A 12292-nucleotide genomic window follows, 5' to 3' on the forward strand; every position below is an offset into this window, starting at 1 on the left:
GCTTCAGATCGACGTGAATCCGACGTAGCGCGACACGAAGCGCGCCTTCCCCTCGCGCTCGAAGCGCGCCTCGTCCCAATCGCCGTCGTCCAGCGACGCGACAAGCGCCGGCTTGAACAGGTAGGTCCAGGCCCGCCGCCAACTGCCGTCGGCCAGCGTCACCAGCACCTCGTGGCGTTCGTAGTCGTCGCCCTCGAAGCGGTCCAGTCGCTCCCACGCGGCGTCGGGCACGTCGAGGTAGAGCCGGCCGACGACATGGTGGCCGGTCGCCGGGATCATCGCGGGGTAGTCGTGACCGCGGACCGGATGGCGCGCGTGGTCGGCCAGCGTGGCCGATACGGGCGTCGCGGCCGGCTCGGCGTCGGGACCGCAGACGCGGGCCATGATGTCCGGCCACATCAGCGTGCCGTAGGTGAAAGCGTGCGCCATGGCCGGGCTCCGAAAGACGAGGGCGGATGTGAAAGGACCGGCGCGAGGCCGGTCCGGTTCGGTTCAACGCGCTTGCGTCAGGCGCTTACTGGACGACCTGCGCCAGCTCGCCGCGCTCGTAGGCGGCGGCCACGTCGACCAGGCTGCGCGGCTTGATCTTCGGGGCCTGGCCTTCGCAGCCGAACTCCAGGTAACGCGCCTTGCAGACCAGCTTGGCGGCTTCGCGGGCCGGCTTCAGCCATTCGCGGGCGTCGAACTTGTCCGGGTTCTCGAACAGGAACTTGCGCACCGCGCCGGTCATCGCCAGGCGGATGTCGGTGTCGATGTTGATCTTGCGCACGCCGTGCTTGATCGCTTCCTGGATCTCCTCGACGGGCACGCCGAAGGTCTCCTTCATCTGGCCGCCGTACTGGTTGATGATCGCCAGCAGTTCCTGCGGCACGCTCGACGAGCCGTGCATCACCAGATGGGTGTTGGGGATGCGCTTGTGGATCTCCTTGACCCGCGAGATCGCCAGGATGTCGCCGGTGGGCTTGCGCGAGAACTTGTAGGCGCCATGGCTGGTGCCGATGGCGATGGCCAGCGCGTCCAGCTGCGTCGCCTTGACGAAGACCGCGGCCTCTTCCGGGTCGGTCAGCATCTGGCTGTGGTCCAGCTTGACGTCGGCGCCGATGCCGTCTTCCTCGCCCGCGTCGCCGGTTTCCAGGTTGCCCAGGCAGCCCAGTTCGCCCTCGACGGTGACGCCGACCTTGTGCGCCATCTCGACGACGCGGCGGGTCACGTCCACGTTGTAGTCGAAGCTGGCGGGCGTCTTGCCGTCGTCCATCAGCGAGCCATCCATCATCACCGAGCCGAAGCCCAGGTTGATCGCGCCTTCGCAGATCTTCGGGCTGGTGCCGTGGTCCTGGTGCATCACCAGCGGGATGTGCGGGTAGGCCTCGACCGCGGCCTGGATCAGGTGCTTGATGAAGGCTTCACCGGCGTACTTCCGGGCGCCGGCGCTGGCCTGCAGGATCACCGGGGCGCCGACCTCGTCGGCGGCGGCCATCACGGCCTGCACCTGCTCCAGGTTGTTGACGTTGAACGCTGGAATGCCGTAGCCCTGTTCGGCTGCGTGATCCAGCAGCTGGCGCATCGAGACGAGTGCCATGAGAGTTCTCCGAGATAGTGAAAAATCCTGGGCCGCGGGCCAGCGCCGAACCTCGCCGTAACCGCGCCGTAACTGGTCGGGATTCTAGCCAGCCCCCATGACCGGCTCTGTAACGAACCTGGGGCTCCCCCTGAACTGGTGCCATACCAGCACCCGTCAGGGCCGCCGGCGCCGCCGTCCCGGGGACTGTCGCGGGCGCAGACCGCATCCGCGCAAGCGCACTCCCCCCGGACAGGGGTCTGTGCGCTTGCGCGGCGGCGGAAGCGGCCGGTAGGCTGTCGCCCGGGCGTCCCGCCCCGTCGGAGCAAGCGCCGTGCCTTGCCCCGCCGCCGGCGGCGAGGACCGCCCGCGCGACCGCCGCTTCCAGGAACTTCATGACCCGCCTCGCGATCGATCAGCTGACGCTCTGGATCACCGCCGCCGCCAATGAGCACTCGCTCGACCTCCCCGCCTTCGTCGAAGAACGCACCGGGGCCAGCCACCGCGCCACGTTGGCCGCGCTGCGCCGGCTGGTCGACGCCCACTGGCTGACGCGCTCCGGCACCGCCCGCCGGCCGGTGTTCGGACCCGGCGCGCTGCGGCAGGTGGCGCGCAGCTACACGCTGCACGGCCTGATGGAGGACGTGGTCTGGCAGCGCGACTACGCGCCCCATTTCGCGCTGCCGCGCCACGTCGCGCGGATGATCCAGCACGGCTTCACCGAGCTGGTGAACAACGCCATCGACCACAGCGGCGGCACCAGCGTCACCGTGTCGCTGCGCCAGACGCCGACGCACGCCCAGCTGCTGGTGTCGGACGACGGCTGCGGCGTCTTCGACAAGATCCGCGACACCTATGAGCTGACTGATGCGCGCCACGCGATGCTGGAGCTCAGCAAGGGCCGGCTGACGACGCAGCCGCAGGCGCACACCGGGCGCGGGCTGTTCTTCAGCTCGCAGCTGGCGGACGTCTTCGACATCCACGCCAACGGCAAGGCGTTCCAGCGCCGCGCCTGGGAAGGCAACGCGTGGAAGGACGGCAAGGGCCTGCCGCGCCAGGGCAGCTCGATCTACATGGCGATGTCGCTGGACAGCACGCGCACGCTGGAGCAGGTGCTCGAGCAGTGGAGCGTCGACGGCACCGGCATCGCCTTCGACCAGACGCGGGTGATGCTGAACCTGGTGGTCGTCGCGGGGCAGATGCTGGACTCGCGCGCCCAGGCCAGGCGCGTGGCGGTGCGGCTGCCGCAGTTCAAGCGGGCGGAGGTGGACTTCGACGGCGTCACCGATGTGGGCCACGCCTTCGCGGACGAGCTGTTCCGCGTCTTCGCGCGCGCGCACCAGGAAGTGGAACTCGTGCCCCTGAACATGACACCGCGCATCGCCGCGCTGGTGCAGGCCGCGCGCAACGCCTGAGGCCGGCCACAACGCCGCGGGCGCCGCTTCGCCGTCGCCGCGGCGTCCAGTCCGCCGTCCAGGAACCGCGCTCAGAGATCGCTGTCGACCAAGGCCTGGATCGCGGCTCGCCTGCGGGCGATCGCGTCGTCCAGACGCGGCAGCAATGCGGCGGGTTCGCTGCCCTTGGCGGCGCCGAACAGGATGCCCTCTTCCACCACAGGCTTGGGCAGGACCAGGAACTGCGCCCCGTTGCGCAGCGCGCGCAGCCGCCGCTCCAGCGCGGCAGCGCTGCCGCGGTGGGTCGCGAGCATCGCGTCGCAGCGCCCCGCCGTCAGCATGCGCACACGGCCCCCGAGATCGTTGCCGCCGCCCTCGACGCGGAACAGCTGCTGCTGGCGCGCCTCCTCGAACGCGGCGCCGTAGGTCGAGCCGCGCGGCACGCACAGCGCGCGGCCGCGCAGGTCTTCGAGCTTGTCGAACCGGATCGGCTTCGCCTTCGGCACGACCAGCCAGCCGCGGCTCACGAAGGCCGGCTGGCTGTACGCGAACAGCCTGTCCCGCGCAGGGCTGCGCGACAGCCCGAAGACCAGGTGCTGGCCGAGTTGCGCGCCCAGCAGCGCGCGCGGCCAGGGCAGCAGCAGCAATTCCCATTGCAGGTCGGCCGCCTCGGCGATCTGCTTGAGCAGCGGCAGGACGAAGGGCTTGTGCGTCTGCTCGCTGATCGCGAGCCGGACCGGCTCCCGGCCGTCCACGACGACCCCTGGAGCGGCATCGGCGCCGGCACTGCCGACGCCGCCCGCGCCACCTTGCGCGAGCACGGTCCCGACCGTCATCGTCGCGCCGGCGCCGACGATCAGGAGATCGCGGCGGCGCAGCGGGGTCACGGCGCGGCTCCGGATGTCCGCTGCCCCGTCAACCGACGCGGCAGACCTTCAGCATGTTGGTGCCGCCCGGGTAGCCCATCGGCTCGCCGCAGGTGATCGCATAGGTGTCGCCGGGCATCAGCACGCCGCGTTCGATCAGCAGGTCCTCGGCAGCCTTGAGCGCCTCGTCGCGGTCGTTGAAGTTGGGCATCAGCAGCGGCGTCACGTTGCGGTACAGCGCCATCTTGCGCAGCGTCAGCACCTGCGAGGTCAACGCGTAGATCGGCACGTGGATGCGGTGGCGGCTGATCCACAGCGCGGTGGAGCCGGACTCCGTCAGCGCCACGATCGCCTTGCAGCCCAGGTGGTGCGCGGTGAACAGCGCGCCCATCGCGATCGACTGGTCGATGCGGCCGAACTGGCGGTTCGCGAAGTCGGTGTCCAGCGTCACGAACTCGGCGTTCTCCGCCTCCAGCGCGATCGCGGCCATCTGCTGGATGGTCTCGACGGGGAAGCGGCCGGCGGCCGTCTCGGCGCTCAGCATCACGGCATCGGTGCCGTCGAGCACGGCGTTGGCGACGTCGGACACCTCGGCGCGGGTCGGCACCGGGTTCACGATCATCGACTCCATCATCTGCGTCGCGGTGATGCAGACCTTGTCGAGCTCCAGCGCCATCTTGATCATGCGCTTCTGCAGCGCGGGCACGGCGGCGTTGCCGACTTCCACGGCCAGGTCGCCGCGGGCGACCATGATGCCGTCGGAGGCCTTCAGGATCGCTTCCAGGTGCGGGATCGCTTCGTAGCGCTCGATCTTGGCGATCATCCCCGGCTTGTGGCGGAAGGGCTCGCCGGCGACGTTGGCCAGCTGGCGGGCCATTTCCATGTCGGTGGCGTTCTTGGGGAAGCTCACCGCCAGGTACTCGCACTGGAAGGACATCGCGGTCTTGATGTCCTCCATGTCCTTGCCGGTCAGCGCAGGCGCCGTCAGGCCGCCGCCCTGCTTGTTGATGCCCTTGTTGTTGGACAGCTCGCCGCCCTGCTTGACGACGGTGTGCACCTGCGAGCCGCGCACCGCCTCGACCGTCAGCACCAGCAGGCCGTCGTTGAGCAGCAGCGTGTCGCCGGGCTTCACGTCGCGCGGCAGCTCCTTGTAGTCCAGGCCCACGACCATCTCGTTGCCAGGCTCGGTGCGGTCAGCGTCGAGCACGAAGGGCGTGCCGTTCACCAGCTCGATCTTGCCGTTCTCGAACTTGCCGACACGGATCTTCGGACCCTGCAGGTCGGCCATGATCGCGACCTGCCGGCCAGCCCGCGCCGCCACCTCGCGCACCATGCGGGCACGGTCGATGTGATCCTGCGCCTTGCCGTGCGAGAAGTTCAGCCGCACCACGTCGACGCCGGCCTGGATCATTTTTTCCAGGACCTCGGGAGACGACGAAGCAGGACCGAGGGTGGCGACGATCTTGGTGGCACGGGACATGTCTTGTCTCTGTCTGAAATTTAGTTACAGCGGTCGATTATGAGCCGCAAGAACGACGTCGGAACAGTTTCCACGAGTTACGACACAGTTTCCAACGGCATCGGTCGCTCAGACCGAGCCTCGGTCGCTGAGACCGAGCCTCGGTGGCATGACCACCCCCGGCGACTCGGTACTCGCGAGGGGGCGCCCAACTCGGTCCGCTCACCTTCGGCTCGCTGCCCTCAGACAGTCTGCGCCCAGTCAGTCATGGAAGCGCGCTCCGCGCGCCCTCGCTCGGCCTCCTCGCCGGGGGTGGCCATGCCACCTCCATGCAAGGATCAGATCAGGCCTTCGCGGCCTTGACGTCGGCCACCGCCAGCGCCGTCATGTTGACGATGCGGCGCACCGTGGCCGACGGGGTCAGGATGTGCACCGGACGCTTGGCGCCCAGCAGGATCGGACCCACCGTGACGCCCTGGCCGCCGACAACCTTCAGCACGTTGAACAGGATGTTCGCGGCGTCGAGCGTCGGCAGCACCAGCAGGTTGGCGGAGCCGGAGAGCGTCGATTCGGGCAGGAAGTTGTTGCGCACGTCCTCGGACAGCGCCGCGTCGCCGTGCATTTCGCCGTCGCATTCGATGTTCGGGTAGGCGGCGGCGAACAGGTCGCGGGCGCGACGCATCTTGACCGCCGACGCGCGCTTGCTGCTGCCGAACATCGAGTGCGACAGGAACGCCACCTTCGGCGGCAGGCCGAAGCGCTGCAGTTCCTCGGCGGCCTGCCAGGCGATGTCGGCAAGCTGCTCGGCGGTCGGATCCTCGTTGACGAAGGTGTCGGCGATGAAGAGCGTGCGCTGCTCCAGCATCAGCGCGTTCATCGTCGCGAAGTTGGAAACCTCCGGCTTCAGGCCGATCAGGTTCTGGATGTGCTCCAGGTGCGAGTCGAAGCGACCCACCGTGCCGCAGATCATGGCGTCGGCATCGCCGAGCTGGATCGCGAGTGCGCCGATCGTCGTGTTGGAGCGGCGCACCGCCGACTTGGCCATCTCCGGCGTGAAGCCGTTGCGGCCCATGACCTGGTGGTAGGCCTCCCAGTACTGGCGGAAGCGGTGGTCGTTCTCAGGGTCGATCACCAGGGCATCCTCGCCCAGCTTGATCCGCAGGCCGGCGCGCTTCAGGCGCATCGCGATGACTTCGGGGCGGCCGATCAGCGTGGGCTTGGCCAGGCCTTCGTCGAGCGCCACCTGCACGGCGCGCAGCACGCGTTCATCCTCGCCCTCGGCGTAGATGACGCGGGCCGGATGGGCCTTCGCCTCGGCGAAGACCGGGCGCATGAACATGCCGGTCTGGTAGACGAAGCGCGAGAGCTGCTCGCGGTAGGCGGCCATGTCCTTGATCGGACGCGTGGCGACGCCGGACTCCTCGGCCGCCTTGGCCACCGCCGGCGCGATGCGCAGGATCAGCCGGCTGTCGAAGGGCTTGGGGATGATGTAGTCGGGACCGAAGGCCAGGTCTTGCCCCGCGTAGGCGGCGGCGACCTCCGGCGGCGTCTCGGCCTTGGCCAGCTCGGCGATCTCGCGCACGCAGGCGAGCTTCATCGCCTCGGTGATCTTGGTCGCGCCACAGTCCAGCGCGCCGCGGAAGATGTACGGGAAGCACAGGACGTTGTTGACCTGGTTCGGATAGTCCGAGCGGCCGGTCGCGACGATGCAATCGGGGCGCGCTTCCTTCGCGAGCTCGGGACGGATCTCCGGCTCGGGGTTGGCCAGCGCCAGGATGATGGGCTGACGCGCCATGGTCTTGACCATCTCGGCGGTCAGCACGCCGGCGGCCGAGCAGCCCAGGAACACGTCCGCGTCCTTGACGACGTCGGCCAGCGTGCGCGCCGACGTGATCTGGCAGTAGCGGCGCTTGGACTCGTCGAGCTTGCCGGCGTCGGCGCGCTCGCTCTGGACCACGCCCTTGGAGTCGACGACGAAGACGTTCTCGCGCTTCACGCCCAGGCCGACCATCACGTCCAGGCAGGCGATGGCCGCGGCGCCGGCGCCCGACACCGCCACCTTCACCGCGCCGATGTCCTTGCCGACGAGCTCCAGGCCGTTCAGCAGCGCCGCGCTCGAGATGATCGCGGTGCCGTGCTGGTCGTCGTGGAAAACGGGGATGTTCATCCGCGCGCTCAGCTGCTTCTCGATGTAGAAGCACTCGGGCGCCTTGATGTCCTCGAGGTTGATGCCGCCCAGCGTGGGCTCCATCGCCGCGATGATCTCGACCAGCTTGTCCGGGTCGCGCTCGGCGAGCTCGATGTCGAAGACGTCGATGCCGGCAAACTTCTTGAACAGGCAGCCCTTGCCTTCCATCACCGGCTTGGCGGCCAGCGGGCCGATGTCGCCCAGGCCCAGCACCGCGGTGCCGTTGGTGATGACGCCCACCAGGTTGCCACGGGAGGTGAAGTCCGCGGCCAGCGACGGGTCGCGCTCGATGTCGAGGCAGGGATAGGCGACGCCCGGCGAGTAGGCCAGCGACAGGTCGCGCTGGTTCGCGAGCGGCTTGGTCGGCGTGACGGCGATCTTGCCGCGCGTCGGGAAGCGGTGGTAGTCCCGCGCCGCCTCGCGCAGTGCGGCCTCGGCCGGGCTCAGGTCGAGGTCGTCGTTCTTGTCGGTCATGCAAATCTCCGTCGCGATGAATGAGGCCCGGCGCCCTGTCGTCGTCGGTCTTCGCGGCGCGACATCGCGCCTTCGTAACCGCCCGGTAATGGGGCCTGGGGGGCGCAAAGCTTAATCCTCCGGCTCCGGCGGCGCGATGAATTCAGCTTTAACTCCCATGCAAAGATGGCAATCGCCGATGCGCGCAATGGAATCGGCATCGGGATTTGCCCGCAAGTGGGAACAATCTCCCCGGATCCGCCCGCAAGTGCCGCCACCGGGCATCGATCACGGCGTGCGAAGAACGTGCTCACTAGAATGCGCCCCGCTGTCGACTACCTCTTCCGAGCTTCCGCCGTGCCTGCCTCCCGTCCCGCCTTTGTTCGTCCCGCCCTTCCGCGTCGTGCCTTGCTGCGACTGACCGCCGCCCTCCCCGTCACCCTCGCCTTCGGCGCACCGCGGGTCCTGTTCGCGCAGACCGTTGCGCTGGCGGGGGCCGGGGCCTCGTTCCCCTCGCTGGTCTACGGCCGTTGGGCCTCGGCCTACGAGAAGGCCAAGGGTCAGGCCGTGAGCTACAAGCCGACCGGCTCGGGCGACGGCGTCAAGCAGATCACCGCGCGCGGCGTGGCCTTCGGCGGCAGCGACTCGCCACTGACCGCGGAGGAACTGGCCAAGCGCAAGCTCGTGCAGATCCCGATGCTGGTCGGCGGCATCGTGCCGGTGGTCAACCTGCCGGGCGTGCCGGAGGGCCGCCTGCAACTCACCGGAGACCTGCTCGCCGAGCTGATGATGGGCCGCGTCGCGAAGTGGAACGACGGCCGCATCGCCGCGCTGAATCCGGGTGTCGCGTTGCCGGCGCTGCCGGTCAAGCGCATCGTGCGGGCCGACAAGTCCGGCACGACCGAGGGCTACACGCGCTACCTGGCCGCCGTGTCGACGGCCTTCGCGAAAGACATCGGCGTGAACGCGCAGCCGAAGTGGCCCGGCGACGTCGAAGCCGCCGAAGGCAACGACGGCATGGCCAAGGCGCTGAAGGCGGCGCCCGGCACGATCGCGTACGTCAGCTACGACCGCGTGCAGCGCGACAAGCTGAACGGCGTGCGCCTGCGCAATGCCGCCGGCCAGTGGGTGGCGGCGGGCGAGAGCGGCTTCAAGTCGGCGATCGCCAACAGCGATCTCTCGCGCAAGGGCGACGACCTGGCTTCGCTGATGGACCGCGACGGCGCGGAGAGCTGGCCCATCACGATGACCAGCTTCATCCTGATCGACGCGACGCCCGCGACCAGCGCCGGCGCGGCGCCGGTGATGAGCTTCCTGTACTGGTGCTTCATGCACGGCGACGACCTGACACGCGGCACCGGCTTCGCGCCGCTGCCAGTGGCACTGCAGTCGAAGCTGGCCGCACGCTTCGCGGCCGTCAAGCCGGCCGACGGGAAGCTGCCGGCGTATCTGGGGATCTGAAGCCTCAACCCTTCAGGCGCGGCGTCACATCGACACGCGCCTGCAATTCAGGCGGCAGTCCCTCGGTCATGTAGCTGAAGCGCGGCATCCAGTCGCGTCCTGCGGGCAGCACGAATCCCATCGTCAATGCCAAGGTCGTCGCGACCTGCTCGAGAGTGAGCTTCATCGCGATCATCCGCTCGGGATCGACGCGCAACACGACGGCCACGGTCGGCGGCTCGACCGGCACGTCGAAGAGCCACGCCTGCACGATGGCCGGGTTGACCGACACCGCCCGACGGAGCGCCTCGATCTGCGACGGCGCGAGATCGCAAGGCCGAACCTGTCCGTGCTCGATCGCCGCCTGGGCCGCGGCCCGCCGGCGATGGAGACGACGCCAGGCTGCGTCGTCCGACGGCTCCGGCAACTCCGGCAGTTGCGGCAGCACGGGCCGGCTGTCCCGCGTCGAGCCCGACCAGCGCCTCGTGCGCCATCGCCCAGCTCAAGCGCTCGCCGACGCCCGCCCACGGCCCTCGAGCCTGGCAGAGTTCCGGCCAGACGCCGTCCAGCCATTGGGCGGCGGCGCTCTCTTCCCAGGCGGGAGGCCGCAACTCGATCGACTCTCCGACCACGCCGAGCGCCTCCATCCGTTGGCGGTGCGGCGGATGGCTTCCCTGCGGCTGGCGATGGCGCAGCGCTTCGGCGATTTCCTCTGGCGTCGGCGGATGCGCCAGCAGCTCCTGCGCTGCTTGGTCCGCCCACTGCGCGGGTGGCTCTGCGCTCGCGCGCAGCGCATCCACGTCCAGCGAGGTGGGCGCCTCGCCCTGGCGCATCACGGCAATCTCGATCAACAGCAGCGCACGCGCCAACGCCTCCGGCGACGCCCACTGCGCCGCGAGCGCGTCGGCTTCAAATTCGCAGCGTCGTGAATGCGCCTCGGAGGCGCGACTGAACCACGGAAGGAAGAGCTCCGCGAAGTTCGCGCCGGCGCGATCCCACGGGCTGCTGTCGTCCTCGTCCTCGCGAACGCTCGCGGCCCAGGCGGTCCAGGCCGCACGCGTGCGATAGAGCCAGTGCCCGAGCCGCCCATGCCGGCGCGAGAAGTGCCCCAGCTCATGCGCAATGACCGCCTCCGCCGCGGCGGTGTCCAGCAGGCGCAGCAGCGGCAGGCCGAGAATCAGCACGCGCCGGGTCGGCCGCAGCGAAACGCCGCGATGTTCCTCCAGCGCGCCCGCGTTGATGCTGTTGTCGATCGCGATGGCATGGAGACGCGGAGCCCCGATGGCATCGGTCATCTCGTCGACGCGGGCGTAGAGCCGCGGCGCCTGCTCGCGCGTCAGGCGGTGCGGCGACCCGTGCCAGCTCGGCTGCGCCAGCCAGGCCATCAGCACGAATGCCAAGACGCCAGCGCCCCAGAAGAGCCAGTTGTCGAACACGGCGGCCGGCGCCAGGGTCACCAGCGCCGCCGGCACCAGCAGCATCAGCTGGTGGAAGAACGAGGCCGCCAGCGCGATCAGCGCCAGCCAGACCGGCGCGATGCCGGTCTCCGCACCGCGCACCGCAGGCGTCGTGCCGTCGATGTCGCTCATGATCCTCCTCCCTCTGCGCCCGTGTCCTGCGTGGGACCGGGTCGAAGAAAAGGGCGCTCGACGGCGCCCTCGATGTTCAGCCGCCGCGCGGCTTCAGCCCTGCGCGCGCTTGGCCAGGATCTCGAACGCGGGCAGCGTCTTGCCTTCCAGCACTTCGAGGAAGGCGCCGCCACCCGTGGAGATGTAGCCCACCTGGTCTTCGATGCCGTACTTGGCGATCGCCGCGAGCGTGTCGCCGCCGCCGGCGATCGAGAACGCGTCCGACGCCGCGATGGCGCGGGCGATGGTCTCGGTGCCGTGGGCGAAGGCGTCGAACTCGAACACGCCGACCGGGCCGTTCCACACGACCGTGCCGGCCGCCTTCAGTTGCTCGGCCAGCAGGGCCGCCGTCTTCGGGCCGATGTCCAGGATCAGGTCGTCGTCGGCGACGTCGGTCGCGGCCTTCACCGTGGCCGGCGCATCGGCGGCGAAGGTCTTGGCCGTCACCACGTCCACCGGGATCGGCACCGCGGCGCCGCGCGCCTTCATCGACTCGATCACGGCCTTGGCTTCGCCGACCAGGTCGGGCTCGGCCAGCGACTTGCCGATCTTCAGGCCGGCCGCCAGCAGGAAGGTGTTGGCGATGCCGCCGCCGACGATCAGGCCGTCGACGTTCTTCGACAGCGACTGCAGGATGGTCAGCTTGGTCGACACCTTGGAGCCCGCCACGATCGCCACCAGCGGACGCTTCGGATTGGCCAGCGCCTTGCTGATCGCGTCGATCTCGGCCGCCAGCAGCGGGCCGGCGCAGGCGATCTTCGCGAACTGTGCGATGCCGTAGGTCGAGGCCTCCGCGCGATGCGCGGTGCCGAAGGCGTCGTGCACGAAGATGTCGCACAGCGCAGCCATCTTCTTGGCCAGCTCTTCGCTGTTCTTCTTCTCGCCCTTGTTGACGCGGCAGTTCTCGAGCAGCACGACCTGACCCGGTTTCACGTCGACGCCGTCGACCCAGTTCGCGACCAGCGGCACCTCGCGGCCAAGCAGTTCGCCCATCCGCTTGGCGACCGGCGCCAGCGAATCCTCGGGCTTGAATTCGCCCTCGGTCGGACGGCCCAGGTGAGAGGTGACCATCACCGCCGCGCCGGCCTTCAGCGCCATCTCGATCGCGGGGATCGAGGCGCGGACACGGGTGTCTTCGGTGATCTGGCCGGCATCGTTGAGCGGCACATTCAGGTCGGCGCGGATGAACACGCGCTGGTCGGCCACCTTGCCGGCGGCGATCAGATCGGCGAAACGCTGGACGTTCGGCAGGACGTTCATGGGATGAGCTTCGAGTAGTTAGAAAGCGGTGCGCCGAGGTGCTCGC

Annotated in this window: 9 protein-coding genes; 2 read left to right on the forward strand and 7 right to left on the reverse strand. The window is 69.3% G+C overall.

What is annotated here, in order from left to right:
• Window positions 1-3 precede the first annotated feature (3 nt).
• Window positions 4-429 (reverse strand): gamma-glutamylcyclotransferase family protein, encoded by a 426-nt coding sequence (locus tag ACFJIX_RS04420; protein ID WP_377158037.1) that lies wholly within the window; start codon window positions 427-429, stop codon window positions 4-6.
• A gap of 85 nt (window positions 430-514) precedes the next feature.
• On the reverse strand, window positions 515-1579 hold the full coding sequence (gene fba, locus ACFJIX_RS04425; protein ID WP_377158039.1) for a class II fructose-bisphosphate aldolase: 1065 nt from the start codon (window positions 1577-1579) through the stop codon (window positions 515-517).
• A gap of 374 nt (window positions 1580-1953) precedes the next feature.
• Between fba and ACFJIX_RS04430 the strand changes: the two genes are divergently transcribed.
• Complete coding sequence (locus ACFJIX_RS04430) at window positions 1954-2973, forward strand: STAS-like domain-containing protein (protein ID WP_377158040.1); 1020 nt, start codon at window positions 1954-1956, stop codon at window positions 2971-2973.
• A gap of 71 nt (window positions 2974-3044) precedes the next feature.
• Here ACFJIX_RS04430 and ACFJIX_RS04435 read toward each other — a convergent pair whose 3' ends face one another.
• From ACFJIX_RS04435 to ACFJIX_RS04445, 3 genes are all read right to left on the reverse strand, one after another.
• A complete protein-coding gene (locus ACFJIX_RS04435) occupies window positions 3045-3839 on the reverse strand; it encodes a substrate-binding periplasmic protein (RefSeq protein ID WP_377158042.1) in 795 nt (264 codons plus the stop codon).
• A gap of 28 nt (window positions 3840-3867) precedes the next feature.
• Window positions 3868-5298, reverse strand: coding sequence for a pyruvate kinase (gene pyk, locus ACFJIX_RS04440; RefSeq protein WP_377158043.1), 1431 nt, complete (start codon window positions 5296-5298; stop codon window positions 3868-3870).
• Between the two features lie 322 nt (window positions 5299-5620).
• Window positions 5621-7939 (reverse strand): NADP-dependent malic enzyme, encoded by a 2319-nt coding sequence (locus ACFJIX_RS04445; RefSeq protein WP_377158045.1) that lies wholly within the window; start codon window positions 7937-7939, stop codon window positions 5621-5623.
• 387 nt (window positions 7940-8326) lie between these two features.
• On the opposite strand from ACFJIX_RS04445, the gene pstS reads away from it, so the two are divergent.
• A complete protein-coding gene (pstS, locus tag ACFJIX_RS04450; RefSeq protein WP_377158046.1) occupies window positions 8327-9379 on the forward strand; it encodes a phosphate ABC transporter substrate-binding protein PstS in 1053 nt (350 codons plus the stop codon).
• A gap of 47 nt (window positions 9380-9426) precedes the next feature.
• On the opposite strand, the gene ACFJIX_RS04455 is transcribed toward pstS, so the two are convergent.
• Window positions 9427-10947 carry a M48 family metallopeptidase gene (locus ACFJIX_RS04455; RefSeq protein WP_377158047.1) on the reverse strand — a complete coding sequence of 507 codons (1521 nt, stop codon included), beginning with the start codon at window positions 10945-10947 and terminating at the stop codon, window positions 9427-9429.
• Between the two features lie 93 nt (window positions 10948-11040).
• Entirely contained in the window at window positions 11041-12246 is a 1206-nt protein-coding gene (locus tag ACFJIX_RS04460; RefSeq protein WP_377158049.1) for a phosphoglycerate kinase, read from the reverse strand.
• Between the last annotated feature and the right edge of the window lie 46 nt (window positions 12247-12292).

The sequence above is a fragment of the Roseateles sp. UC29_93 genome, from assembly GCF_042695725.1.
In the GTDB taxonomy this organism is placed as follows: Bacteria; Pseudomonadota; Gammaproteobacteria; order Burkholderiales; family Burkholderiaceae_C; genus Roseateles; species Roseateles noduli_A.

Excerpts from the sequence above, each read along its gene's own strand:
- ACFJIX_RS04455 (WP_377158047.1), bottom strand. The coding sequence starts at position 10,947 with ATGAGCGACATCGACGGCACGACGCCTGCGGTGCGCGGTGCGGAGACC.
- fba (WP_377158039.1), bottom strand. The coding sequence starts at position 1,579 with ATGGCACTCGTCTCGATGCGCCAGCTGCTGGATCACGCAGCCGAACAG.
- ACFJIX_RS04430 (WP_377158040.1), top strand. The coding sequence starts at position 1,954 with ATGACCCGCCTCGCGATCGATCAGCTGACGCTCTGGATCACCGCCGCC.
- ACFJIX_RS04445 (WP_377158045.1), bottom strand. The coding sequence starts at position 7,939 with ATGACCGACAAGAACGACGACCTCGACCTGAGCCCGGCCGAGGCCGCA.
- pyk (WP_377158043.1), bottom strand. The coding sequence starts at position 5,298 with ATGTCCCGTGCCACCAAGATCGTCGCCACCCTCGGTCCTGCTTCGTCG.
- ACFJIX_RS04460 (WP_377158049.1), bottom strand. The coding sequence starts at position 12,246 with ATGAACGTCCTGCCGAACGTCCAGCGTTTCGCCGATCTGATCGCCGCC.
- ACFJIX_RS04420 (WP_377158037.1), bottom strand. The coding sequence starts at position 429 with ATGGCGCACGCTTTCACCTACGGCACGCTGATGTGGCCGGACATCATG.